25 protein-coding genes are annotated in these 24,030 nt (G+C 54.0%); 12 read left to right on the top strand and 13 right to left on the bottom strand.

Annotated elements, in window-relative coordinates; translation table 11 throughout:
- Nucleotides 1-81: 81 nt before the first annotated feature.
- Nucleotides 82-723: a 5'-methylthioadenosine/S-adenosylhomocysteine nucleosidase gene (locus TH4_RS04860; protein ID WP_064780167.1), complete on the top strand. Its 642-nt coding sequence runs from the start codon at nt 82-84 to the stop codon at nt 721-723.
- Nucleotides 724-748: 25 nt separating this feature from the next.
- Here the strand turns inward: TH4_RS04860 and TH4_RS04855 are convergent, their stop codons facing one another.
- The 6 genes from TH4_RS04855 to TH4_RS04830 form a co-directional block, all read right to left on the bottom strand.
- On the bottom strand, nt 749-1,765 hold the full coding sequence (locus TH4_RS04855) for a hypothetical protein (RefSeq protein WP_064780166.1): 1,017 nt from the start codon (nt 1,763-1,765) through the stop codon (nt 749-751).
- A gap of 163 nt (nt 1,766-1,928) precedes the next feature.
- Entirely contained in the window at nt 1,929-3,596 is a 1,668-nt protein-coding gene (locus TH4_RS04850) for a thiamine pyrophosphate-binding protein (protein WP_064780165.1), read from the bottom strand.
- A gap of 226 nt (nt 3,597-3,822) precedes the next feature.
- Nucleotides 3,823-4,377 (bottom strand): polysaccharide biosynthesis/export family protein, encoded by a 555-nt coding sequence (locus TH4_RS04845; protein WP_064780164.1) that lies wholly within the window; start codon nt 4,375-4,377, stop codon nt 3,823-3,825.
- Nucleotides 4,378-5,580: an outer membrane beta-barrel protein gene (locus TH4_RS04840; protein WP_064780163.1), complete on the bottom strand. Its 1,203-nt coding sequence runs from the start codon at nt 5,578-5,580 to the stop codon at nt 4,378-4,380. It lies immediately after the preceding gene.
- Entirely contained in the window at nt 5,580-6,233 is a 654-nt protein-coding gene (locus TH4_RS04835) for a sugar transferase (RefSeq protein WP_064780162.1), read from the bottom strand. Before TH4_RS04835 ends, TH4_RS04840 begins: the two co-directional genes overlap by 1 nt.
- Nucleotides 6,234-6,430: 197 nt before the next feature.
- Nucleotides 6,431-7,399 (bottom strand): DNA-binding response regulator, encoded by a 969-nt coding sequence (locus TH4_RS04830; protein WP_064780161.1) that lies wholly within the window; start codon nt 7,397-7,399, stop codon nt 6,431-6,433.
- 152 nt (nt 7,400-7,551) lie between these two features.
- Between TH4_RS04830 and TH4_RS04825 the strand changes: the two genes are divergently transcribed.
- From TH4_RS04825 to TH4_RS04815, 3 genes are all read left to right on the top strand, one after another.
- Nucleotides 7,552-8,736 (top strand): EAL domain-containing response regulator, encoded by a 1,185-nt coding sequence (locus TH4_RS04825; protein WP_064780160.1) that lies wholly within the window; start codon nt 7,552-7,554, stop codon nt 8,734-8,736.
- A gap of 89 nt (nt 8,737-8,825) precedes the next feature.
- Nucleotides 8,826-9,305 (top strand): putative pterin-binding protein, encoded by a 480-nt coding sequence (locus tag TH4_RS04820; RefSeq protein ID WP_245227740.1) that lies wholly within the window; start codon nt 8,826-8,828, stop codon nt 9,303-9,305.
- 31 nt (nt 9,306-9,336) lie between these two features.
- Nucleotides 9,337-10,812: a sensor histidine kinase gene (locus tag TH4_RS04815; protein ID WP_064780460.1), complete on the top strand. Its 1,476-nt coding sequence runs from the start codon at nt 9,337-9,339 to the stop codon at nt 10,810-10,812.
- Nucleotides 10,813-10,843: 31 nt separating this feature from the next.
- Here TH4_RS04815 and TH4_RS04810 read toward each other — a convergent pair whose 3' ends face one another.
- From TH4_RS04810 to TH4_RS04795, 4 genes are all read right to left on the bottom strand, one after another.
- Nucleotides 10,844-12,079: a response regulator gene (locus TH4_RS04810; RefSeq protein ID WP_083996977.1), complete on the bottom strand. Its 1,236-nt coding sequence runs from the start codon at nt 12,077-12,079 to the stop codon at nt 10,844-10,846.
- Nucleotides 12,080-12,094: 15 nt separating this feature from the next.
- Nucleotides 12,095-12,568 carry a response regulator gene (locus tag TH4_RS04805; RefSeq protein WP_008888653.1) on the bottom strand — a complete coding sequence of 158 codons (474 nt, stop codon included), beginning with the start codon at nt 12,566-12,568 and terminating at the stop codon, nt 12,095-12,097.
- A 158-nt stretch (nt 12,569-12,726) separates the two neighbouring features.
- Nucleotides 12,727-13,194: a DoxX family protein gene (locus tag TH4_RS04800; protein ID WP_064780157.1), complete on the bottom strand. Its 468-nt coding sequence runs from the start codon at nt 13,192-13,194 to the stop codon at nt 12,727-12,729.
- A 39-nt stretch (nt 13,195-13,233) separates the two neighbouring features.
- A complete protein-coding gene (locus TH4_RS04795) occupies nt 13,234-13,935 on the bottom strand; it encodes a pirin family protein (RefSeq protein ID WP_008888651.1) in 702 nt (233 codons plus the stop codon).
- Nucleotides 13,936-14,076: 141 nt separating this feature from the next.
- On the opposite strand from TH4_RS04795, the gene TH4_RS04790 reads away from it, so the two are divergent.
- The gene (locus TH4_RS04790) at nt 14,077-14,988 is read left to right on the top strand and encodes a LysR family transcriptional regulator (RefSeq protein WP_064780156.1); all 912 of its coding nucleotides are present in this window, start codon (nt 14,077-14,079) and stop codon (nt 14,986-14,988) included.
- A gap of 105 nt (nt 14,989-15,093) precedes the next feature.
- On the top strand, nt 15,094-15,894 hold the full coding sequence (locus TH4_RS04785; protein WP_064780155.1) for a CbiX/SirB N-terminal domain-containing protein: 801 nt from the start codon (nt 15,094-15,096) through the stop codon (nt 15,892-15,894).
- A gap of 10 nt (nt 15,895-15,904) precedes the next feature.
- Here the strand turns inward: TH4_RS04785 and TH4_RS04780 are convergent, their stop codons facing one another.
- The gene (locus TH4_RS04780; protein WP_064780154.1) at nt 15,905-16,837 is read right to left on the bottom strand and encodes a LysR family transcriptional regulator; all 933 of its coding nucleotides are present in this window, start codon (nt 16,835-16,837) and stop codon (nt 15,905-15,907) included.
- Between the two features lie 103 nt (nt 16,838-16,940).
- Nucleotides 16,941-17,117 carry a hypothetical protein gene (locus TH4_RS20615; RefSeq protein WP_157097706.1) on the bottom strand — a complete coding sequence of 59 codons (177 nt, stop codon included), beginning with the start codon at nt 17,115-17,117 and terminating at the stop codon, nt 16,941-16,943.
- A 312-nt stretch (nt 17,118-17,429) separates the two neighbouring features.
- Here TH4_RS20615 and TH4_RS04775 point away from each other — a divergent pair, with 312 nt between their 5' ends.
- Nucleotides 17,430-17,879 (top strand): PaaI family thioesterase, encoded by a 450-nt coding sequence (locus tag TH4_RS04775; protein ID WP_083996976.1) that lies wholly within the window; start codon nt 17,430-17,432, stop codon nt 17,877-17,879.
- A gap of 54 nt (nt 17,880-17,933) precedes the next feature.
- Here TH4_RS04775 and TH4_RS04770 read toward each other — a convergent pair whose 3' ends face one another.
- Complete coding sequence (locus TH4_RS04770) at nt 17,934-18,683, bottom strand: GntR family transcriptional regulator (RefSeq protein WP_008888646.1); 750 nt, start codon at nt 18,681-18,683, stop codon at nt 17,934-17,936.
- Between the two features lie 307 nt (nt 18,684-18,990).
- On the opposite strand from TH4_RS04770, the gene TH4_RS04765 reads away from it, so the two are divergent.
- The 5 genes from TH4_RS04765 to TH4_RS04745 all read left to right on the top strand — a co-directional run bounded on the left by TH4_RS04765 (nt 18,991) and on the right by TH4_RS04745 (nt 24,028).
- Entirely contained in the window at nt 18,991-20,076 is a 1,086-nt protein-coding gene (locus TH4_RS04765; protein WP_064780153.1) for an ABC transporter ATP-binding protein, read from the top strand.
- A gap of 36 nt (nt 20,077-20,112) precedes the next feature.
- Entirely contained in the window at nt 20,113-21,429 is a 1,317-nt protein-coding gene (locus TH4_RS04760) for an ABC transporter substrate-binding protein (protein ID WP_064780152.1), read from the top strand.
- 147 nt (nt 21,430-21,576) lie between these two features.
- Nucleotides 21,577-22,434, top strand: coding sequence for an ABC transporter permease (locus TH4_RS04755; RefSeq protein WP_008888643.1), 858 nt, complete (start codon nt 21,577-21,579; stop codon nt 22,432-22,434).
- Between the two features lie 2 nt (nt 22,435-22,436).
- Nucleotides 22,437-23,273: an ABC transporter permease gene (locus TH4_RS04750; protein ID WP_064780151.1), complete on the top strand. Its 837-nt coding sequence runs from the start codon at nt 22,437-22,439 to the stop codon at nt 23,271-23,273.
- Complete coding sequence (locus tag TH4_RS04745) at nt 23,270-24,028, top strand: aspartate/glutamate racemase family protein (RefSeq protein ID WP_064780150.1); 759 nt, start codon at nt 23,270-23,272, stop codon at nt 24,026-24,028. Before TH4_RS04750 ends, TH4_RS04745 begins: the two co-directional genes overlap by 4 nt.
- Nucleotides 24,029-24,030: the final 2 nt, after the last annotated feature.

The raw sequence follows: 24,030 nt of genomic DNA, 5'->3' as shown, positions 1-24,030 counted from the left end.
ATGCCGTGATTTTGGGGCTGCGGAAATGTTCCCCGGCCTTTATGCTGCGGGTTCTGGTTTCAAGAATGCGGAAAGTCAAAGATGCGCGGTTACCTTCATGATGTCGCAGGCTATAACGTGTTGTTCGCAATGGCGGCGCCGGCGGAATATGGTGATCACCTCAAGGAGCGGTTTACGCCCTTGATGATCGGGGTTGGGCCGGTGGAGGCTGCGATCAATCTGACCGCGGCACTGACCGAATTGAAGCTGTCGGATGACTTGCCTGATCTTGTCGTGACCTTGGGGTCGGCTGGGTCGCGCACGCTTGAGCAGGCCGAGGTTTATCAGGCCGTTTCGGTATCGTATCGGGATATGGATGCATCGGTTCTGGGCTTTGAGAAGGGTTGCACACCGTTTGTCGATCTGCCCGCCGAGATCGAGATGGCGTTGCGCATTCCCGGTATCCCCGAAGCACGTTTGTCGACCGGGGCCAATGTGGTGTCAGGGGCTGCTTACGACGTGATTGATGCTGACATGGTTGATATGGAAAGCTTTGCCATCTTGCGCGCGTGCCACAAGTTTGATGTGCCGCTGATTGGTTTGCGCGGCATTTCTGATGGCAAGGAAGAGCTTTCCAAGCTTTCGGACTGGACGGCTTATCTGCATGTCGTTGATGAGAAACTCGCAGTTGCCGTCGATGCGCTGAAAGCTGGCCTTGAAAGCGGCGAGATCACTTTAAGTTAATGACAGTTTGAGATCGAAGACGGCGTTACGTTAGCTGTTGTTTCAATTTACTGCATCGACCTGAATTGTTTTTTTGTCCGGCAGTACTCGCTGAAGCGCTTGCCGTGCGAATGAATTTAACAACTCTCATCGCTGTCAACAAAGAGTCCTCGAATGTGACGTTTGCATCAGCCAAGGCTGAAGCTGTGCTGACTTTCCAATTGATTAGATCATCTTCTTCCCATTTACCGGGCGAGTTTAAATACTTGATCATTCGTTGGGATAGTACTGGAAAGGCGCTCTCTGAAATCTCACTTAAGTCAAACGTTGGGATGTGATGTCTGCTATAGGTTTTTTCAAATAATGGCTCGTTCGAAAAAACTAAGAACGGACCTCGCTTGGACCTATCAATACCCAACTTGTCAGCTAAAGAGAAGGCGCGATTATTGTCAAATACAGTCAATCTACTTTCAGCATAGTTGTTCCCAATATCCATCTCGCCTAAATAATAGGATAAATATTCTCCAAAGCAAATGTCGGCAAAATTTTTATCAATCGGCATAAGTATTAAATTGTAGTATTTTCTTTTTACGTGAATTTGACCAGCCGGAAGCAAAGAAGAAGCATGTTGCATGCTCTCAATTAATTTGAGGTTTCTGGAGTGAATGTTCCCTGGTATAAAGTGCGTATAAATAGAAAAACCACTGTATTCATCCTCATAATTTGCATCATACTCATGCTCAGAGGATAATAAGAGATGTCCTCTTATATTGAATTCAGGGCGTTCAAATTGTGAAATTTCTTTGTTCGCTTCTAAGTAGCCGTCTCCACTGCAACCAGCTAGTAGTGTGATAAGTGGAATAGCAAGGAAATGGAACTTTTTTAGCAGTGCTTTCGTTGGTCCCCAACGCATCACTAAGAATGTTAGAGCTAACGAAGGTAAGGAATACACCCATACAGCGCTTTTGAAAGCAAAAGAGCCAGAGAACAAAAAATAGTTCGCTGCTGTAAATAGGATAATAAAAACAGTCAGCAGACCTATGAAGGTAGCCTTAGGTTTCATAACGGGTTGCCCAATGAAAATCCATTTCTGAAAATGAATGTATCACAGGAAGCGAAGAGCATCCACAAATTCTATCTAGAGTAGAACATCAGGTGATTGCTGGTAAATAAGTTGGAGATCAATATTTTAAAATGCCGATTCTTTTGTAACTTAATTGGATCAATCATCTTTCAGCCCGGATCTGATCAAGGGTTTTGATCGGGGTAAGCGCCTGTGGATCAACCTGGATTTCAAGGATGGCCGGTTTTCCTGAGGCGACTGCGCGGTCGAAGGCCGGGCCGAAATCCGCGGTCTTCGTGACGGTTTCACCGTAACCGCCAAAGGCCTTGGCGTAGGCGGCAAAATCCGGATTATGCAGTTCGGTGCCAGACACACGACCGGGATAGTTGCGTTCCTGATGCATGCGGATGGTGCCAAACATGCCGTTATTGACCACCAGCGTGATGATATTCGCGCCATATTGCACGGCGGTGGCAAATTCCTGCCCGTGCATCAAGAAACACCCATCACCGGCAAGACACACCACCGGACGGTCCGGATGGGCGAGCTTGGCTGAGACCGAGGCCGGAAGGCCATAGCCCATCGAGCCCGATGTCGGCGCCAGTTCGGTGCGATATTCGCGATAGCGGAAGAAACGATGCAGGAAGGCGGCATAGTTGCCCGCCCCATTGGTGACAATCGCATTGTCGGGCAGTTTATCGCGCAATTCGGCAACCACATGGGCCATTTTGACATCGCCCGGCGTTTCAACGGGCGTGGAAAAGGCGGTGTAGTTGGCGTGTGCGGTTTCGATCATGTCATCGCGGGCCGATCCATCCACCGGCTCCATCATCGCAATGGCGCGCAGGAAGGATCGCTGGGACGCATTGATCGCGACATCCGGGCGGTAGACCCGGCCCAGTTCATCGGGGCCGCTATACACATGGACCAGTTTCTGTTTCGGGCAGGGGATATCAAGCAGGCTATAGCCGCTGCTGGTCATTTCCCCCATGCGTGATCCGACAAGGATCACAAGATCACTGTCCTTGATGAACTCGGCCAGCTTCGGGTTGATGCCAATACCGACATCGCCAATGAAGTGGCTATGCGTGTTGGGGATATAGTCCTGACAGCGGAAGCTTGTCGCAATCGGTACATTGTTACGTACTGAAAACGATTTAAGGTTTTCAGTCGCTTCGCGGGTCCAGCCGCCACCACCAACGATCATGACCGGCTTTTCGGATTTCGCAAGAGCGTCACGGAAGCGAGAGACATCTTCAGGTGCTGTTTTGGCCTCAACCGGGACGTAGGGTTTGGCATCGGCAACATCCGTGCTTGAAGACAGCATGTCTTCGGGAAGCGCCAAAACCACCGGGCCGGGGCGACCGGATGTCGCGATGTGATAGGCGTGGCTGATATATTCCGGGATGCGGTTGATGTCGTCAATCTGCCCGACCCACTTTGCCAATGGTTCGAACATTTTGCGGTAATCGACTTCCTGAAACGCTTCGCGATCGACCATGTCACGCCCGATTTGTCCGACCAGCAGGATCATCGGCGTGCTGTCCTGATGGGCGACATGCACGCCGGCCGATGCGTTGGTGGCACCGGGACCACGGGTGACCATGCAAATGCCGGGTTTATTGGTCAGCTTGCCATAGGCCTCTGCCATGATGGCGGCCCCGCCTTCCTGACGGCAGATGATCGGATCGATGTCGGGATGATCGACTAGGCCATCAAGCACGGCGAGGTAACTTTCGCCAGGGACAAGAAAGACGCGTTCAGCCCCGTGCAGGGCCAGTTGATCGACCAGAATGCGTCCGCCATGGCGCGTTTCTGTTTTCCCGGACATGTTTCGTGAACTCCGTTGCGTGGGGCAAGATCGTTTTAGTTTTTATCTGTTTGCCATCTGGTGATGGCGTGAGCGCGATTTCATCATGGAAAACGGGCGCAGGTAAAGATGGTTGATCCAGAAAACAGTGGAAAATCCGACAATATATGGAGCAGTTCTAAAACCCCTGCGTTCTGATCTAAAATCCACAGTTGATTGTGCTGGAAAGCCGCTATTTTGCAGTGATTTAGAAGTACCTTTCGGCCACGCGTACGATGTCGCCGGGCATGACGATGGTGGCGAGCGTTGCCGGGATGACGACGCGCGATGCGTCATGACCGCGCAGGATTTCGATGTCATCCTCATCGCCGCGATAGGTCAGCCCGCCGCCGACCGCGATGGCATTGAGCACATTCATGCCGGGCACATAATCATAGGATCCCGGCTGATTGACTTCCCCCATGACGAAGAACGGGCGAAAGGCGATGATTTCGACAGCAATATCGGGATGACGCAAATAGCCATCCAGATAGGCGTCATGGATTTTCTGGCGCGCCTGATCTGTGGTGAGATTGCGCACGCTTATCGGCCCGATCAGAGCAAGGTTGAGCCTGCCCATCGCATCGACCTTGAATTCGCCCGACAGATCCGGTTCGCCAAACACCGTGACCCGCACCGTATCGCCACTATCCATTACATAGATGGTCTGGGCCTTTGCCGTCATCGTCATTGCGATCAAGGCGAGCAGCATGATCAGGGCAGTGCGCAAGCCATTAAACAAGCGTGGCTTTGGTGTGGTCATTTACATCTCCAGCTTGAGGCGGATGTGGCTTTGCAGGCGTTCATAATCCTCACCCGCGCTGTTTGAGTTTCGCTGGTCGTAGGCGAGGCCACCCTCGATCCGGGCAAGGCGATTAAGTTCATAGCGAATGCCAATCCCGAACCGACTGGTGTTGTCACGCCGCGTATTCTGTTGGAAGGTTTCTGCGCTATAGTTCGCACTGAGTGAAACGGTCAGTCGCCGTCGCAGTTCATGGGAAATCTCCGTTCCTGCCTCAAAGGCCAGAATGCCACTTGCGCCGGTCTGCGTTGTTTCGCGCACAGTTCGGGCAGCATTGAACACGATATTGGTCAGGCGGGTGACCGACCAGTCGAAATCACCACGCAAGGTATAATCCCCGATATCGCCAAAGGCCGGGTCGGCATAGGTCTGGTTCATCCAGCCCGCCGCCAGATCGGCCGTAATCAGATCAGTCAGATCAAGGCGAATGCCGCCCAGCATCTGATACCCCGCAGAATCACGGATGCGTCCACCATCATCTGGGGTGCGGTCATATTGTCGCTGGTTAAACGTGACTTCGCCGTATGCCTCACGCCCAAGATCAAGCGGCCACAGAATGCGGAGCGTCTCGCGCAGTTCAAGGCGATCACGATCATCATTGCGGATGATCGATCCGTTGCGCGCGGTGCTGTCGTCAAAATCAAGACGGCGAAGTGCAAACTGTGATTCGTAATGCAGGCCGTTGGTAATATGGCGGCCGCCAACCTGGGCGCTGAGATCACGGTAAATCACGGGCTCTGTGGCACTGGTTGGGACATCGTTGCTGCCGCGCGGGTCGTGGGCGCGTTTAAGCTGAACCCCGCCTTCAACGGATGTCGCACCGAGATCAAGACCGCCGGCAGTACTGAGTTCAAGGTCCTGGTAGTCATCACTAGATGAGTCGGCAAAAAAGCCAAGCTCGCCGCCGGCTGCCAGATGCAGGCGAAAAACCCGCCAGTCGCCTTGCAGGGCCAGACGCGGGGTCAAGGTTGTGATGACGTCACCGGTCGGATTGGTATCGCTTTGGAAGATGTTGCTGTCATATCGCGTGCCGAATTCAACCGACGGGGTTGCCAGAATTCGGCCGAGACGAATGCCACCAGCGTCTTCGGGATTTTCCATTGCGGCGGCAGGGGCCACGACATTTGCACAGAGCAGTGCGGCGGACATCACGAATTTACGCATTACACCAGCCGCCGGTCGCGACCAAGACAGGGTTTGAGTGCGCGGTGGGGCTGGCGTTGCGCCCGATATCGCGCCAGCGTCCTGAAGGGCAGGACAACCGTGCGGATCAGAATGGCGCAATCAAACAGAGGGGTCTGGCGGCGGATATATTCAAGATCGCAGGCAACACGCGCCTTCAAGTGATCATCGCTGCAGACCGGACCACGCCAGCCCTGAATTTGCGCCCATCCGGTCATGCCCGGCTTTATTGCAAGCCGGGCGGTATAGTCGGGAATGCGTTTGGCAAATCGATGGTGATCGGCAAGGCTGTGTGGCCGCGGCCCGACCAGTGACATATCGCCGCGCAACACATTGATGAATTGCGGCAATTCATCAAGTCCGGTGATACGCAAAATGGAACTGAGCGTTTCTGCAAATCGCAAGCCGCGTGCAGAAAGTGGGCGGCAGGTGCGATCGCGTAAAGTCCGGAACTTGAAAATGACAAAGATCCGACCCTCAAAACCGACCCGTTTTTGCAAAAACAGTGGATTGCGAAAACCAGATCCGAACAGCAAGACCGCAATGATCATCAGAACAGGGAAAAGCACCAGCAAACCGACCCCGGCAAACAGAATATCACATGCCCGTTTGACAGATCGGTTATGGTCGAACATCGACCGATGACAGGCCCAGGACGGTTTTGACGACGGTTCTGATGTGTCGCTATGTCCAGTCAACTCCTGTGCCCCACCCCAGCATTCAAGACCCTGATGTTTCTTAACTCAGGGTAGATGTATTGGCGGCGTTTTCAAGTTTTTATGGTGTGGGTCTTTGGTCGGATGACGTTGTTTAAGCACTAAGTTACAGTGCGTTAGCGCAAGGACGGAATACTTGAAAGTACCGTTTTCATCAGTTGCGGCTGCCGGTTCACACCGGTTTTCGAGAAGATGGTCTTAAGATACGTCCGTGCTGAAGAATGCGAGATTCCGACCAGTTCTGCGGCCTGATCAAGGGCTAGCCCCTCGGCCAGTTTTTGGGTCAGTTTGGCTTCGGATCGGGTCAGGCCAAACAGATCCATCAGATCATCAACTGCCGGCGGGCGCTGCTGGGCCGGATCAACCAGAATGATCATGAAGCTTTGTTTGCCATCAGCTTTTTTGGGGACCCGGCGAATAAGAAGCGACAGCTTTTCACCGTCACGTTCAAGCGAGAAACTCTGATGGCTGCGGGGAACGGTTTTTCCCGGCGGCACAAGAAATTTCGTCAGTCCTTCCGGGCTTGGGTCAATGATCAGGCGTCCCTGCGGGCCGGACCGCACCAGTGAGGACCGCCTGAGAACCTCGGCACCCTGTGAATTGAGATGCAGGATGGTCAGGGTCTCGTCAACCGCAATCACGCCGAGCTCAAACAGGTCGAGGAACTCGGTCGGCAGGGTATCTTCGCTTTGGCCAAGGCGGCTTTTGATCTCGGTTTCGATGTCATCGAGCATCGTCTCGAGCATGGTTGGCTTGGGATAGAAGCGAAAGACGCCGATTTCATTGACCGCCAGCAGTGCGGATTGCAGATCGGCATATCCCGTCAGCATCACAATGATCAATTCCTTGCGGGCCTTGCGCAGTTCGGCAGCGAGTTCAAGGCCGGTCATGCCCGGCATATGGATATCAAGGATGACTGCCGAAATATCCGGATCAGCGATGATGGCGTCACGCGCGGCAATCGGGTCATTGACAAAGACCCCCTCCCAGTCCGGGCGCAGGCGGGCAAAATTGCGGCGATGAGACGACAGAAGATTTTCGTCATCATCGACAAAGGCAATCCGGACCGTCTTTTTGGCCGTCATCAAAAGCGCCCTCCACAAATGGGGATATTGGAGAAAGGTAGTCTGACACTAATCTGCGAACGTTCAAAGCTCCGCTATTTGTATAGCACGCATTTAGGCGGGGCTGTCTTGAGAAGATTACCGCGGTGATCGCGTTCCGGAGATGTCCGTTTATGGATCAGGTTGATAGACAACGGCCCGTCATTCTGATGGTCGATGATGATGAAAAGTTGCTGGCTGCGGTACGTCGTACCCTGTCGGGCTGCTTTGAATTCGTCACCCATACAGACGGGCAGGCTGCGCTGGATTGGCTGGCGAAAAACCGCGACCGGACAGACCTGATCATTGCCGATCTGGTGATGCCGAACATTGACGGTATTTCCTTTCTCAAACAGTCAGCGCGCATGGCGCCCGGTATCAACCGGATGTTGTTGTCTGGTAACGTCTCCAGCCTGTCGCTGCGTGAGGCGATCAATCAGGCCATGGTGACACGCGTTCTGGCCAAGCCGGTGTCGGTCGCCGTCCTTAAGGAAGCGATTGACCGTATTCTCAATATCGGCGTGGTCGTTAAAAATGTTTCTTCGGGCCCAACGGCCCTGATGGTCAATAACGCCATTGACCGGGCAGACTTCCACACCGTCCTGCAGCCGCGTTTTCGTGCAAGCGACCTTGGCCTGTGCGGGGCAGAGGTCCTGTGTCGCATGCCATCTCTTGAAAAGGAATTTGGTATCGACGAGATCATCGAAGCCTCTCAGGACAATCCGGTGATCAACCGTCTTGGCAGTCAGTTGATGGCCATCATGATTGATCAGGCACCGCGCTATCGTGCGCTTATGGGTGATCAGGCCAACCTTGCGGTCAATCTGTCGCTGTTCTCTCTGAAGACACCGCAATTCTTTGAGCTGCTCATTCGCTTCTATGAAAAGATGCGGATGCGCGGGGTGACCGTGTCCTATGAAATTCCCGAACGCCAATTGCTGTCCAACGATCTTGAGATGCTGGCCAATGCCACGCGTTTGCGCGAACGCGGTATCGCGCTTCTGATTGATGATTTTGGATCGGGGAACAATTCGCTTGATCTGCTGCGTCAGGAAGTCTTTGCCGGTATCAAGCTTGACCGCGATCTGGTGCGCGGGACCATGACAGATTTTCTCGATGATGCCTTTGTTGAATGGATTGCACAGGTCTGCTCGAAAATGGGTCTTTCGATTTCCGCCAAGGGTATCGAAAACCCCGGTGTGGTGGAAAGGCTGCGGGTATACGGGATTACAGAACTGCAAGGTTTCCACCTTGGTGTACCGGTATCACTCGAAGAGTGGGAAGAAACCGCAATCATACCCCTTAAGGCATCTGGCTGATTGATATCGCGTCAAAATTCCCGGTGCAGGCATTGAAAAACAATTGCTGGCAACCACTGTGTATAATCGTGTGATGGAGCATGAAAAGAATGATGAAAAGCGCCCTTAAACTGTTTGCGATGGTGATCGCACTGATTGGATTTCATGTCGCCCCGTCTTTGGCGGGTGGCACATTGTCCATGACCAGGTTTGATGGTGAAACTGTCCATGTTTCGCTTGAGGAACTGATGAAGCTGCAGGCCACCGAAATCAGTACGTCGACCCAGTGGACTGACGGGGTACAGAAGTTCCGTGGTGTTGCCTTTGATACGTTGTTTGACACCTATGGTCTGACAGCGGAAACCGTGCGTGTTTCAGCACTCAATGACTATAACGTGATGGTGCCTGCGGATGTTCTGCGCAACGATGGTGCCATTCTGGCCTATCACCTCAACGATGCCGAAATGTCGGTGCGTGAAAAGGGGCCTTTCTGGGTCATTTTCCCCTATGACGCCGACGCGCGGTTTCAGACTGATACCTATTGGGCTTATTCCGTCTGGCAGGTAAAGTCTGTTGATGCAGCAAATTAAGTCATTTCTGTTCAAGCAGTCAGGCAGGGCCATGTTTATCGCATTGGTCCTGTTTGTCGTGCTTTACGGATTTCTGTCGGCAGCGATTGTCCACCAGCTTGACGACGAGCGGTTCAAGTACCGCGAAAATTTCGTCTGGGCGGTGTTTCAGGTGCAGCGTCAGTTTCTTGTCGTGCAGCGTGACATCGAGGCTGCAATCGGCCGGTTTGGTTTGTCTGACGATGTGGTTGATCGCGTCCTGCTGGAATATGAAATTCTGGTCAGCCGTGTCTACTTGCTGCGTGATGGTGACGGGTTTGAGGTGTTGTTCACGGTGCCGGAAGTCGCCGAAACAATCAAACAGCTTGAACTTCAGATCGACAAGATCGACGCGGCGTTAGCGACCATCACCGATCCTGAGGAAAAGCTGAGCGCGTTGTATCGTTTGCTTGTGCCGATGAACGACTCTTTGCAACAGGCGGTGGTGCGTACAACGAACTTTGTTTCGATTTACAACGCCAACAATATCTCGGTCGTGAAAACCGATATTCAGATCCTGTCCTATCTGTTTTTCGTCGGTGTGATTGTCATGGCAGTTCTTGCTACTTTCATGATTCGCCAGCGCCAGAAAATCTTTGCCGCCGATATGGCTGCCCAAAAAGCGCGCCAGGAACAGGAAGTGATCGAGGAAGCTGCCGATTACGCCAAGATGCATGCGCTTGGCACCTTGGCCGGTGGGGTTGCGCACGAAATCAACACGCCGGCCCAATATATCCAGAACAATCTTGAATTCTTGTCCGACAGCTTCGCCGATCTGGTTGGTTCGATTGACCGCAAGAATCCCGATGAACCGGCACGGCTCAATCTTGATAAAGACAAGATCGACTTCATCACCGAAGAAGTCCCGATGGCGATTGACGAGAGCATTCAGGGCCTGAACCGGATTGCCGAGATTGTCCGTGGTATTCGCAAATTTGCCCATCCGACAACCGATGCCGTGGAGCCGATTTCGATTACCGAGGAAATCGATACCGCCGTTACCCTGACGCGCAACCAGGTCAAACATATCGCCGATCTGGACGTTGTCATGCAGTCCGATGTCACCGAAGTCAGTGGGCGCAGAAACCACTTGTCGCAAGCGCTGATCAACCTGATCGTCAATGCGTCACAAGCCATCCGTGAAACAGGTCAGCGCCGCGGGCGCATTGATCTTCTGGTGACGTCTGATGAAGACAATGTCTATATCCGCTTGCGTGATAATGGCGCGGGCGTTCCCGAAAATATTCGGGAACGCATTTTTGATTACTTCTTTACCACCAAGGAACGGGGTGTTGGCACCGGTCAGGGATTGCCGATCTGTCGCAAACTTATTCAGGATGATTTCAACGGGGACCTGACCTTGTCCGCGGACTATATCGACGGGGCGGAATTTGTGATCCGGTTGCCGAAGCCCGATCAAAACGCCGCCACTGACACCAATGTGGATCTCCTTGAAGGGCCAAGTGACCTCAACAGTTTGCTTCGATAATCAGGCAGGTCTTTGATCAGAAGGCCGTGTTTCAGAAATTATGAGGCTTGGTTGCTTCCAGCGGGACGTGCTTTCCGATGCAGGCGCGTTCCCAAACCTGCCAATCAGCCGCAGCACCGCATCGGGTGATAAATCCACGCGCGAGGTCATATTTTTGTGCGCGTGTCACACCATCAACACCTGCCTTGCGCGCAAAATGCTGTGCTGCATATACAATCAGCAAGCTTTCCGACCTGTCGGTAGGTGCGGATTCCGGACGATGATGAAACGCGATGTTTTCAATGATCTGATGGGAAAAACCCCAGCAGGCGCACAGGCACGCTGATACAGCCGGATGAGCAAAGCCCATTTCACTGATTTCAGCTGATATGATGTCGCAATTATCCACATCTGCACGATGGCGGCTGGCTGCATGTTTTTCAGGTACAACGCGGGCAGTGAAAATATCGCCGATGTGACACAGAAGAGCAGCGGCACGGATCTGATCGACAGAGTCCGGTTCAAGGTTGCGAAGTCGTGCAATCTCGGCCGCCATCTGACCCAGGACAAGGGGACGATGAAGGTCGACACTGATCCGCTCGCCATCAAACTGGCTGGGTTGTCCCAGTTCGCACCACAGCACGCACAGTGCCTTGACGGTTTCGATACCCAAGATTTTAAGAAGCTTGATGAAGTCGGGATGACTGTCCGCGGGTATGAGTTGCTCACGCAGGGCAAGCTCATGGACAAGGTTCGTTAACGCCGGGTGATCGTTTGCGAAATCAGTAAGTTCGGCATGGCTGCTGGGGCCGCTGAATTGAAGTATGGAATGCAGGCGACGAAAGGTTATTGGCCACATCAGATCGCCCGGAACGATGGAAAGCAATTCAACCAGAAACGGGTCGCGCAGATATCTGTTCATGATCAGGCCGCGCTCGGCTGCGTGGATGATGTCGCTATCGGTGCAGGGTTTGGCCAAAAAATGATGGGTCGCGGCAGCACCATTCTGGATGGCGATTTCATCGGCATAGCCGGACAACAGAATGCGCGATGTCTGCGGCCAGCGTGTTGCAACGATCCGAAGGAACTCCGCCCCGTCCATGGACGGCATGCGCATGTCGGAAATGACGACGTCTGCAGGCTGTTCTTCCAGTCCGATCAACGCCTGTTCCGCACCTTCGTAGAAGCGCATCTTCCAGTTTGGACGCATTGATAGCATACGCCGCCGCAAACCTCTGAGAACGTTGAGGTCATCATCAACAAATATGATCGAGGCATTATGCGGCATTGCTTGTATGGCTCGCTAAGCGATCGCCGCCGACAGGCTGGCGGCATCACAGGGTTTGCTCAGAACGAAGGTCGCGCCGACAGATTTGGCTTCTTCATTGACCTTGGCGTCATAGAAACCGGTCAACATGATTTTGCGTGTACCTTCGGCATTCTTGATTTCACGGCGCTCGATCTCATAAAGCAATTCGATGCCTGACATTCCGGGCATCATATAATCAAGAATCACCACGTCGTAAGGCGTTTGTTTGCGGCCCGCCTGGGCCAACATCTGCAACGCTATTTCGCCGTTTTCAGCGACGTCTATGTGCGTAGCACCGGCACTGCGCAGGACACGGCGAACGGAGAAGCGCACTTCGATACTGTCATCGACCAGCAGGAAACGCTTTTCGGCATTCGGCTTGCGGTATGCATTATCCCCTTTGCAGCGGCGCAAGCCGTCTGCAATTTCGATATCATTCTGACTGTTTCTGGGCGACGCGATGTTCATGGCTTCGTTCCGGATCACTTTGCAATGGTTGGATCTTTAGCTTGATCACCATCTTCGCCATTTTCCGGGGCGGGCAATATCCCCATTTGGGGAGCAAACGAAAAACGGGCTGCCAAAAGGGCAGCCCGTTGAAAGCACGCACGAATTTGGCGGTATGATCAGAATTCACGGCCGATCTTGTGATCGACAGAGAACTTTCCCCCGCCCTGAATAAGCACCGACAGCGCAAGAAGTCCCCACATCAGCGGCATTTCAAAACCACCCTCGTTCCAGAAATAACCAGCTGGAAGATGGGTTGAAACAGCAATCGCCATGAAGACAAGAACTGCAGCTGCCACCGGACGGGTCAAAAGGCCAATCGTCAGCATCAGGCCGCCGACAAATTCCAGAAGGCCGATGGCAAGGGCAAACAGGAAGCCCGGAACAAATCCGATGCTTTCCAGCCAGCCTGCGGTTCCTTCGAGGCCATAACCACCAAAGGCACCAAACAGTTTCTGGGCACCGTGCGGAACCAACAGAAGGCCGGTGGTCACACGGACGATGACAGGCGAAAGCGGTTGCAGGGCAGACCAAACATTGCCAAGGGCGGGGATGATCGAGCGGGTGTTTGCATTATACGAAGTCATGGTCGTTCTCCTAACCATGGGGCACGCGGGTTTCGCGCTTCAGGCCGCCATGTCAAAAACAAGGGCTTCGGCGTTGTCCGCGTCCGAGAAGACAAGTTCGTCTTCATCCTTGATCGCAGCGCCATCACCGGCATTAAGGGTTTCACCGTTTACCGTCAGGCTGCCGCGCGCGACCTGTACCCAGGCAATGCGACCTTTGCCGATCTTGTGCTGGGCACTTTCGCCATCACTGAGATGGGCGACATAAAGATCGACATTCTGATGAATGGTGATCGAGTCTTCGCGGCCATCGCGGCTGCCGATCAGGGTCAGGCCGGAACCGGTATCGCGGCGTGCGATTTCCTTTTCCTCGTAACCCGGTTCCAGACCGGCCGCTTCGGGGATGATCCAGATTTGCAGGAAATGCACCGGATCGGTTTTGGAATGGTTGTATTCCGAATGGCGAATGCCGGTCCCGGCGGTCATACGTTGCAGGCGGCCCGGACGGATGACTGATCCGGTGCCGATGCTGTCCTTGTGTTCAAGGGCGCCATCAAGAACATAGGAAATGATTTCCATATCCTTGTGACCATGGGTGTCAAAACCGGCACCGGGAATGACCCGGTCTTCGTTGATAACGCGAAGCGGACCCCAACCCATGCGGTTCGGATCATAGTAATGCCCGAACGAAAATGTGTGATTGGAATCAAGCCAGCCAAACTGGGCACGGCCGCGGGTATCTGCATCAACTTTAATAAGCATCTTCTACCTCCATGAGGTTGTCTGTTGTTGAAGACAGAATACCTTTTTCAAATGAGGAGACAATTCGTGTAATTATCTCCATTGTGTTGCATATTATGCGACAATCTGAGCCGACCGGGGCGATAAACGGGAAGACGCATCATGGACAAGCTGGCCAGCCTCAAGAGTTTCGTGCGCGTGGTTGAAGAAGGAAGTTTTGCCTCTGCCGCGCGTGCGATCGGGCAATCACGTTCGCAGGTCAACCGCGCGGTGGCGGCACTTGAAGATGATCTTGGCGTTCAGTTGCTGAACCGGACAACGCGCAAAGTGTCGGTCACGCCAAGCGGACAGGCCTTTTATCAGCGGGCCAAGGCCATTCTGTCCGATCTGGGGGACGCAGAAGACTCCATCCGCGAACATCGTGATCACCCTTCCGGGGATATCCGGATCAATGCGCCAATGTCCTTTGGCACGTTGCATCTGGGGCCGGCATTGGTCGATTTTGCCCGGACCTATCCCGATATCCGGGTCGAGCTGTCGCTTGATGATCACTTTATTGATCCGGTGGCAGACGGGTTTGACATGACGGTGCGTATCAGCCGTCCAACCGAAACCCTTGCCCTGATCGATCATGAAATCGTACCGATGCGTCGCGTGCTGTGTGCCTCGCCCGAGTTTATTCGAACGCATGGGGAACCGACCGATATTCGCGATCTGGCGCGGTTGCCCTGTCTGCATTACGGCAACCTGCCATCAGGGGCACGCTGGAAAATGACCGGTCCGGACGGGCCGGTCGCGGTACAGGTCAATGGCGTGTTTTGCTGCAACAACGCCGAAGTGTTGCGTGATGCGGCCCTTGCCAGCCTGGGTATTGCCGAATTACCGACATTTATCGCCGGGCCGGAATTGCAGACCGGGCGATTGGTCAGTGTCCTTTGCGATTATGCGCCGGGTCCTTTGTCCCTGTATCTTTTGTATCCGCCCAGCCGTCAGCTTGCTGCGCGTATCAGGTTGCTGGTTGAATTTATCCAGGAGCGCTTTGGCGATCAGCCGCGATGGGATCTGGTGCAATGAAATTTTCGCGCCAAAACAGGGGTTTTTACCTGTCTGGCGATCCAGATGGTTGCATGATGCGTATATCAAACTACGCTTTAGACAATGCAGACTATGGTGAGATGCATGCCACATTTCGAAATGCCGACACTCATGATGGTGTCCCATGGCAACAGCGGTAATGGCGGTGATCCGGCAGGGGACCTTGCGCGGACAATTGCACCTGACTGGAATGGCAGGGTCAGCCACGGTTATATGCGAAGCCGGCCTTCTGTCAGCGACCAGCTCGAAATCCTTAAGGAAACGGCTGATGCCAATCGTCTGATTGTTTTCCCGCTATTCTTCAGTGAAGGCTATCTGGTGTTTGAAGAGCTGCCAGCCAAATTGCATGAGGCGGGGCTCGGCGATGCTGTCATCCTGCCACCGGCCATCAACCTTCCGGGCTTTTGTGAAATGATCGCTGCGCATGTTCATGCATCAGCACGCAATCGTGGTTGGAGCCTTTCTGAAACATCCGTCTTTCTTGTTCCACACGGGTTGAAAACCCTGACCGATCCGCTTCCCGAAACAGTCCGGCTTGCGGATCGTCTGGGGCGGATTTGCGTTGGTGCGGAAATCTGCATTGGTAATATCGAAGGGGCACCATCGCTTGGTGATTGGCGCGACATCGCCGCCCACAGGCAGGCGATTATTGTGCCTATGCTTGCCGGTGGTGGAACGCACGCGCGTGAAGATCTGCCCGAACTGCTTGATGTTAAATCAGACGAACGCGTCGAGGTGCTGGCGCCGATCGGTCAGTGGTCTGAACTGCCGGGTCTTGTTCTGGCAGAAGCCGAACGTCATGTAGCGCGTTTTGGCGGCATGGCAGTGCCCCTGGGGCCGAGCGGACGGGATCTTTGGTCGGAACGCGCACAGCGTTCTGCCTGATTAGGCGGGATCAGCCCAAAACCGGTTTGAACTGAGTTTCCGCCGATTTGCGCAGAAGATAATCGCGGAATAATCGCGCGGCACTGGTCAGATTGGCGTTGCCTTCGTGGGCAATCAGCAATTGGCGTTTGGCCCAGTCATCGGCAATCGGCGCGCCTGCGATGTTCATATGCCCGATATAGCCCGCGACCGAGCTTTTGCGCAGGAAACCAATCCCAAGACCCGCCGCAATCATCTGCCGCAAGGAGCCAAATCGTACGACCTTGATATGCGGATGCATGTCGAGTTTGATTTTTGATGCGGCCTCGGAAATCAGGTCATCAATCACGCCGCCTTCATGCAGTGAGATGATGTCGTATTTGGCGGCTTCGGAAAATTTCACCGGTTTTGGATTATCGGCATTGGGGATCAGCGGATGCCCCTTGGGCGTTACAACCCAGATCGGATCATCACAGAACACATCATGGGACAGATCGCCAAGCGGGCTGTTATCGGCAAGAATTGCCAGATCAGCGCGGCCTTCACGGACGGCCTCGGCACTTTCGCGCGACGTCAGTTCACGGACATCGACAGTGATGTGCGGGAAATCGCGTTCAAAATCGGCCAAGAACGATGGCAGGCCGGTCAAAATCGCCGAGGTGACCGCGGCAAGATAGATCTTGCCCTTTTCACCGGCGTTGAAATCGCGCAATTCGTTGGAAAGATGGTTCAGATCGCCCAGAAGCTTTTCGCCGTAGCGGGCAAAGATCGTGCCTTCTTCGGTCGGTTCGACCCCGCGTGGCAGGCGGCGCAAAAGCTTGACGCCCAACATGGCTTCAAGTTCGCCAATGCGGCGCGAGACTGCCGAAGTCGCGATATGTTCGCGCCGGGCAGCTTCATTGATACTTCCGGCGCGCACGATGGCGACAAAAAGCCGGATGGTCACGATATCAAACTTTTGCATGGAACCGTTGTCGGTGGTTCAACCCGAAGCGTCAAGAAGTTTGAGGGTGCGATGATGTAAGGACCGTCGCACCATCCTCAAACGATACGGAAAGGCAGGTGCCTTAACCTTCAATCTGACGCCATGCCTTGTTCCAGTCCGCAGTCAGTTCTGCGTGGTTTTTGGCCTGGGATGCTTTCATGATCACGGCAACCTGAAGGGCACGAACAAAGCTGGTGAACCAACCGATACGGACTTCGCGTTCGATGCTGGTGGTGTCTTTGTAAGCAATCGTCGTCATGGCTTTGATCCTTGTAGAACCGTTTGTGTCTGGGGTGACTACAGATATATCGACAGCCGGTTCGAACGACTATTCTCGTTTCACCGCTATCCCGTTCTTGGTTGGAGAATGGTGTTGTTATCACTTTGAAATAAAATCGTTATTTCATGTTGCATCGCCTAACATTGATTAGGGGATGCGGTTTTTCAGACGATTTTGCGCTGTGTTGGGAGCGGTGTCGGGACCGGTCAAGGCATGCGACTCATCGCGGTTTTCGGCACTCAGCGATTTCTGCTATAGCTTGGGGAGTTTTACGACAGGGATGGTTTATACATGACCGGCACGCACGATAATCTGGCCTATGAACAGGCCCATGGCAGCGGATTGCAGGATCATCTTGGCTATCGCCTTGTGGAATGGGCCGAAGACCACGCGGTGGTCGAACTTGATGTACAAAACCATCACTGCAACCGCGCCGGGATTCTGCATGGTGGCGTGCTGACAACCCTGATGGATACAGCGTCTGGCTATGCTGTGTGTTTCTGTCCGGTGCCGGGCAATGTGCGCAAATCCCTGACCCTGTCATTGACCACCAATTTCCTGGGGATGGCGAGGGATGGTGTGGTCCGGGTTGTTGCCCGCAAGCAGGGCGGCGGACGCAAGGTGGTGTTTACTGAGGCAACTGCCTATGACGCGGATGGCAATGTGATCGGCACATCGACGGGTACGTTCAAATATCACCGCGGTAGCGAGGATCCGAGCGGGGTTCCGCGTGATGCGTGAACGGAATATGCGCGCTAAGCGCATGGCGTTCGTTACCGAACATCGCAAACAGGCTTAGCTGGCTTCCGAGGTCGGGATGCGGCCAAAGATGCTGGCAAAATCGGTTTTGCCCGGTTTTGGGCGCTGCAATTGCAGGCGATCGCGGATGGCATCAAGGTGGCGTGACATTTCAGCCGCCGCGACATCGGGATCGCCACTAAGCAGGGCGTTGAGCAGCTGGTCATGTTCCGTGTGGGAGCAATCGACCGGTTGCGGGCTTTCATACATGGCAATAATCAGCGACGTGCGCAGGATCAGGCGTTCAAGGAATTCCTCGATCACCAGATTGCCGCTAAGCCGTGCCAGTAACAGGTGGAATTCACCCGACAAAATGATGGCAGCGCGATGATCCCCGCGATGATGGGCATCATGTTCGCGATCCAGATGCGCCTTGATCTGTTCGGCGCGTTCCGGGGTCATGCTGGTGGCGACCTTGCGCGCCACGCCATCTTCGATCATGCGGCGCGCGGAAAAGACTTCGATGGCTTCGTCAATGGTCGGTTCAGCGACAAAGGCGCCGCGATTGGGCACCAGATTGATCAGCTTGTCATGGGCGAGCTGCAGGAAAGTCGCACGGATGCGTGCACGGCTGACCCCGAAGGTTTTGGCAAGATCTTCCTCGATGAGCTTCATGCCCGGCTCCAGACGGCGATCCAGGATCGCGTCGAGCATCTCGTGATAGATCATTTCCTCCGGGCGCAGCTTTTCGCTGCCTTTATAGCTGCCGGTCTGTTCGGCCTTGGCCATCGTGACGATACTTTCCATCGTTCATGTTCGTTGGGTGGTTCTTTATTTCTACAAAATTGTTGACGATTTGCACAACATAAAATGGTTCTTTATTTTCCATGCAGAGACAAAGATGATTATAATTTTCGCACATAAATCACGATGATTAATAAATATGCATAAAGTGGACATAAAACGGGCAGAATGAGAGCCCTAACAAACGCGCCAGTTTTGACAGCTTGGCGGGACTCGTTGAAAAACTGCCAATGAAATCAAGTGGCACGCATCTTGCCTTAGATCGCTGACATGATTGTTAACAATTTTGCATGCAGCGACGGGTGAGCGGATGACGGGCAACGGGGCCATTGAATTGATTGCTGTCAGTAAATTTTACGGCAGCACACAGGCAGTGAAATCGATTGATCTGCAAATTCCGGCAGGGGCGTATTGCTGTTTGATTGGTCCGTCGGGGTGCGGCAAGTCAACCACACTGCGCATGATCGCCGGTCATGAAGTGATCAGCGAGGGCGATCTTCTGATCGGGGATCGCAATGTGACCGAACTGCCGCCGGTCAAGCGCGGCACGGCAATGATGTTTCAGAATTACGCACTTTTCCCGCACATGACCTGTGCGGAGAACGTTGCCTTTGGCCTCAAGATGCAAGGTGTCTCCCCATCGGATCGTAAAGATCGGGCCAAAGAGATGCTGGCCCGGGTCCATATGGAGCAATTTGCAGATCGCAAGCCCGACCAGCTCTCTGGCGGGCAGCAGCAGCGTATTGCTTTGGCGCGTTCCCTGATTACCGAGCCGTCCGTGCTGTTGCTTGATGAGCCGCTTTCGGCCCTTGATCCGTTCCTGCGGGCGCGCATGCGTGATGAATTGCGCCGCCTTCAGCAGGAGCTGGGCATTACATTCGTTCACGTTACCCACGCCCAGGACGAAGCATTGGCGCTTTCGGACATGGTTGTCGTGATGGAAGACGGGATCATTCGCCAGAAAGGCACCCCGCACGAAATCTTTAACCAGCCCAAATCGCGCTTCATCGCGAACTTCATGGGCGGTCAGAACATCTTCAAAGGCACCGTTTCGGAATCCGGCCCGGCAGGTACGTTGCTTGCGCGCGGTCCGGACAGTTTCTTCCTGCCCGGTTTTGCCGAGGGCAAGGCGGGCGAGGATATCGAATTCACCATTCGTACCGACCTGATCGGTCTGGACGAAACGCCACCAGCAGACAGCAAGAACGGTCAGATCCCTGTCGAAATTACCACGGTCGAGTATCTCGGCCTGTGGGTTCGGATTGTCGCAACGACAGCCGACGGCAAGGAAATAACCCTAATGAAGACCGAAAGCGAATTTCGGCAGGCACCGGTCAGGCGACTGGACAAATTCATCGCCTATTGGAAGCCGGAACATGCCCATGTTCTGGCCTGAATGAAATAAACCAACAAGCTATCAGGAGTGCTTCACATGACGATCGAAAAGAAAATTTCGAAGAAAACAATCGAGACGGAAACCGGCGTTTCACGACGTGGCTTCGTTAAGGGTGCAGCGGTTGTAACCGGTGCTGCCATCGGTTCGGGTGCCATCACCGGCTTCCCGACCATCTGGGCGCAGAACATCAAGGACGTTACCCTGCGTCAGTTCGGTACCGGTGTTTCGAACATCAATGCCGTTGCGGACAAGGTCAAAGAAGATCTTGGCTTTACCCTTCAGATGACTGCCCTTGATTCTGATGCGGTTGCTCAGCGCGCCGTGACCCAGCCGAACTCGTTTGATATTGCCGATATCGAATACTGGATCTGTAAGAAGGTCTTCCCGGCCGGCACCATGCAGCCGATGGATACCACCAAGCTCAAAAACTATCAGTACATCTCCAAGCTGTTCATTGACGGCAAACTGACCCCGGATTCAGAAATTGCCCAGGGTACCGCGCCGCATACGGTTGGCTTCGTTGAAGGTGCCGACAGTGTCGAATTTGCATCTGCACCGACCCAGTGGATGACCCTGATCCCGACCATTTATAACGCAGATACCCTTGGTATTCGCCCCGACCTGATTGATCGCGAAATCACCAGCTGGGCCGATCTGCTTGATCCGGCATTCAAGGGCAAGGCATCGATCCTGAACATTCCGTCGATCGGTATCATGGATGCGGCGATGGTGTGCGAAGCCATGGGCGAAGTCACCTATGGCGATAAGGGCAACATGACCCAGGAAGAAATCGACAAGACCATCGCGGTCATGATCGATGCCAAGAAAGCCGGCCAGTTCCGCGCCTTCTGGAAGAGCTTCGATGAGTCGGTCAACCTGATGGCATCTGGCGAAGTTGTCATTCAGTCCATGTGGTCGCCGGCCGTTGCCGCAGTTCGTTCCAAAGGCATCGCCTGCAAATACCAGCCGCTTAAGGAAGGGTATCGTGCATGGGGTGGCGGCATCGGTCTTGCCAAGCACCTTTCGGGTCTCGAGCTTGAAGCAGCGTACGAATATATCGACTGGTACCTGTCGGGCTGGGTTGGTGCGTATCTTAACCGTCAGGGTTACTACAGCGCAGCACCGGAAACCGCGAAGAAGTTCATGTCCGAAGACGAGTGGGGCTTCTGGATGGAAGGCAAAGCCGCCGAAGGCGACATCCTTTCCCCGGATGGCAAGGTCATGGAAAAAGCAGGTGCTGTTCGCGATGGCGGTTCCTACGAAGAGCGTATGGGCTCGGTCGCGTGCTGGAACTCCGTCATGGACGAGAACAAGCACATGGTCCGCAAGTGGAACGAATTCATCGCAGCATAATCTGCGACAGATATCTGGTGGGCGCGGCTTTGGTCGCGCCCGTCACCCCGACTTTCTGATTTTACATTTTCAATTTTCCGACAGCATGTCGGGCCCATTTATTCGTTTTTACTTTTTGGTTTTCTGGCAGGGTTTCAAGGACAGAGCATGGCTTCTGATACGTCAAAAAGATCGTCCTATTTCCTGATCTCGCCGATGGCGCTGATCTTTGCGGTGTTTCTTGTCATCCCGCTTCTGACCATTGTTGTGGTCAGTTTCTGGGACTATGACGAATATCGTATCCTGCCGGACTTCATTTTAGAGAACTACAAGTACCTGCTGGGCTCCTCGGTAACCTGGAGCATCTATCTCAATACCCTGAAATATGCCGTTCTGACCTGGGTCTTTACCCTGCTGATCGGGTTTACCGTCGCATATTTCCTGGCGTTTCATGTGCGCAGCCTGACCTGGCAGATCGTTTTGTTCATGCTGTGCACCATTCCGTTCTGGACCTCGAACATCATTCGCATGATTTCGTGGATCCCGTTTCTTGGGCGTAACGGGCTTTTGAATTCTGCCCTGATCAATCTGGGGATTGTCGATCAGCCGCTTGAATTCCTTCTGTTTTCCGATTTCGCAGTCGTTTTGGCAGATGTCCACCTTTACACCCTGTTCATGGTGGTGCCGATCTTCAATTCCATGATGCGCATTGACCGGTCCTTGATCGAGGCGGCGCGCGATGCCGGGGCCAGCGGGTTCGAAACCTTGAAATCCGTCATTGTCCCGCTGTCCAAGCCCGGCATTGCCATCGGGTCGATCTTTGTCATCACGGTGGTGATGGGTGATTTCATCACGGTCCGTCTGATGAGTGGCGGGCAAAGTGCCTCGGTCGGTTTGCAGATTTCCAATGAAATCGGACTTCTGCAATATCCGGCCGCAGCCGCCAGTGCGGTGGTTTTGCTGATCACGGTTTTGCTGATCGTGACCGCGTTGTTGCGTCTTGTTGATATCCGCAAGGAGCTGTGATCATGGCATTACTCACCAAAACCCGTGAACGCCGCCCGACCAGCTTCTATTTCCTTGCGGCCTTCTTTGCGCTGTTCGTGCTGTTTCTGTATGGCCCGATGCTGACGATTTTCATTCTGTCCTTTCAGGGGGAAAATGGCGGTCTGACCTTCCCGATGAACGGGTTCTCGTTCCACTGGTTTGGCAATCTGTTTGAACAACAGGCCGTTGGTGACTTTGGTGGATCGTTCAGCAGATCGCTTAAACTTGGCCTGATTGTCATGGTGGTGACGGTTGTCGTGTCCTTCATGGCCGGTCTTGCGTTCCGCAAGCGGTTCCGGGGCGACAGCGTGATTTTTTATCTTGCGATTGCCAGCCTGATTGTACCGTCGATCCTGATTTCGCTGGGCATCGGTTTGCTGTTCAATATCGTTGAATGGCAGCCACAATGGTTTACCTCGGCCCTTGGTGCGCATCTGACATGGACGTTCCCGTTCGGTCTTCTGATCATGTTTGCGGTGTTTAACCGGTTTGATCCGTCTTATGAGGAAGCTGCGCGCGATTTGGGCGCAAGCAACTGGCAAACCATTCAATATGTTGTTTTGCCGATGGTGGGGCCAAGCCTGATCGGGGTTGCGATGTTCTCGTTCACCCTGTCCTACGATGAATTTGCCCGCACCCTGATGACGGCTGGCGCGCTCAATACCCTGCCGCTTGAGATCTATGGCATGACGACCAACGTCACCACACCGGTGCTTTATGCGCTGGGCACGGTAACCACCGGGTTCTCGTTCCTGGTGATCGCACTGGCATTGGGCGCGGTTGCCATCATGCGCCGCCGCAAAGGACAAAAAGCATGAGCCGCATTGCCGTTATCAATCCCAATATGTCGACCGGCTTCACCAAAAAGGTGGGTGAACAGGCACAAAGGATTGTTGGGCCAACAACGCAGGTTTTGGCACTCAACCCGACTTTCGGGCCGGATAGTATTGAGGGTTATTATGACGAGGCCTTTGCCAGTGTCGGATTGCTCTCGGTCATTCGCGAACTCGAAGCCGCACCCGAACAGGAATCTGATCCAATCGGCGGCTATGTGGTTGCGTGCTTTGATGATACCGGGGTTGATGCTGCGCGCTGTCTGACCGGTGCGCCGGTGCTGGGGCTGTGCGAGGCGGCCCTGCGTATGGCGGCGGCCGTGTCATCGCGCTTTGCGATTGTCACCCCGATGCCGGTTTCGGTCCGGCCGCTTGAGCATCTGGTTTCGAAATACGGGGCGTCATCGCAATGTGTCGTCCGGGCCGCCGGTGTGCGGACGCTGGACTTCGAAGGGGCCAATGCCAAGGCGGCATATACTGCGCTTAAAAAGCAGGCGGAGATTTGCCTTGCTGATGATTATGCCGAGGCGATTGTTCTGGGCTGTGCGGGAATGACCGATATTGCCGATCGCCTGACCGAGGAGCTTGGCGTACCGGTGATTGACGGGGTCAGTGCGGCGGTCAAGATGATCGAGGCCATGGCGTTTCTGGGACTTCGCACAAGCAAGGCAGGTGCCTATGCCAAGCCGCCGTTTAAGGCCTATCACGGGATGTTTGCGGACTTTGCCCCGCAGGGCTAACG

This window comes from Thalassospira tepidiphila MCCC 1A03514, assembly GCF_001662875.1.
Lineage (GTDB): Bacteria > Pseudomonadota > Alphaproteobacteria > Rhodospirillales > Thalassospiraceae > Thalassospira > Thalassospira tepidiphila.
This window is presented reverse-complemented; position numbering and strand designations above follow the sequence as displayed.

Coding starts and splice junctions, on each gene's coding strand:
- TH4_RS04860 (WP_064780167.1), top strand. CDS start 82: ATGCGCGGTTACCTTCATGATGTCGCAGGCTATAACGTGTTGTTCGCA.
- TH4_RS04855 (WP_064780166.1), bottom strand. CDS start 1,765: ATGAAACCTAAGGCTACCTTCATAGGTCTGCTGACTGTTTTTATTATC.
- TH4_RS04850 (WP_064780165.1), bottom strand. CDS start 3,596: ATGTCCGGGAAAACAGAAACGCGCCATGGCGGACGCATTCTGGTCGAT.
- TH4_RS04845 (WP_064780164.1), bottom strand. CDS start 4,377: ATGACCACACCAAAGCCACGCTTGTTTAATGGCTTGCGCACTGCCCTG.
- TH4_RS04840 (WP_064780163.1), bottom strand. CDS start 5,580: ATGCGTAAATTCGTGATGTCCGCCGCACTGCTCTGTGCAAATGTCGTG.
- TH4_RS04835 (WP_064780162.1), bottom strand. CDS start 6,233: ATGTTCGACCATAACCGATCTGTCAAACGGGCATGTGATATTCTGTTT.
- TH4_RS04830 (WP_064780161.1), bottom strand. CDS start 7,399: ATGACGGCCAAAAAGACGGTCCGGATTGCCTTTGTCGATGATGACGAA.
- TH4_RS04825 (WP_064780160.1), top strand. CDS start 7,552: ATGGATCAGGTTGATAGACAACGGCCCGTCATTCTGATGGTCGATGAT.
- TH4_RS04820 (WP_245227740.1), top strand. CDS start 8,826: ATGATGAAAAGCGCCCTTAAACTGTTTGCGATGGTGATCGCACTGATT.
- TH4_RS04815 (WP_064780460.1), top strand. CDS start 9,337: ATGTTTATCGCATTGGTCCTGTTTGTCGTGCTTTACGGATTTCTGTCG.
- TH4_RS04810 (WP_083996977.1), bottom strand. CDS start 12,079: ATGCCGCATAATGCCTCGATCATATTTGTTGATGATGACCTCAACGTT.
- TH4_RS04805 (WP_008888653.1), bottom strand. CDS start 12,568: ATGAACATCGCGTCGCCCAGAAACAGTCAGAATGATATCGAAATTGCA.
- TH4_RS04800 (WP_064780157.1), bottom strand. CDS start 13,194: ATGACTTCGTATAATGCAAACACCCGCTCGATCATCCCCGCCCTTGGC.
- TH4_RS04795 (WP_008888651.1), bottom strand. CDS start 13,935: ATGCTTATTAAAGTTGATGCAGATACCCGCGGCCGTGCCCAGTTTGGC.
- TH4_RS04790 (WP_064780156.1), top strand. CDS start 14,077: ATGGACAAGCTGGCCAGCCTCAAGAGTTTCGTGCGCGTGGTTGAAGAA.
- TH4_RS04785 (WP_064780155.1), top strand. CDS start 15,094: ATGCCACATTTCGAAATGCCGACACTCATGATGGTGTCCCATGGCAAC.
- TH4_RS04780 (WP_064780154.1), bottom strand. CDS start 16,837: ATGCAAAAGTTTGATATCGTGACCATCCGGCTTTTTGTCGCCATCGTG.
- TH4_RS20615 (WP_157097706.1), bottom strand. CDS start 17,117: ATGACGACGATTGCTTACAAAGACACCACCAGCATCGAACGCGAAGTC.
- TH4_RS04775 (WP_083996976.1), top strand. CDS start 17,430: ATGACCGGCACGCACGATAATCTGGCCTATGAACAGGCCCATGGCAGC.
- TH4_RS04770 (WP_008888646.1), bottom strand. CDS start 18,683: ATGGAAAGTATCGTCACGATGGCCAAGGCCGAACAGACCGGCAGCTAT.
- TH4_RS04765 (WP_064780153.1), top strand. CDS start 18,991: ATGACGGGCAACGGGGCCATTGAATTGATTGCTGTCAGTAAATTTTAC.
- TH4_RS04760 (WP_064780152.1), top strand. CDS start 20,113: ATGACGATCGAAAAGAAAATTTCGAAGAAAACAATCGAGACGGAAACC.
- TH4_RS04755 (WP_008888643.1), top strand. CDS start 21,577: ATGGCTTCTGATACGTCAAAAAGATCGTCCTATTTCCTGATCTCGCCG.
- TH4_RS04750 (WP_064780151.1), top strand. CDS start 22,437: ATGGCATTACTCACCAAAACCCGTGAACGCCGCCCGACCAGCTTCTAT.
- TH4_RS04745 (WP_064780150.1), top strand. CDS start 23,270: ATGAGCCGCATTGCCGTTATCAATCCCAATATGTCGACCGGCTTCACC.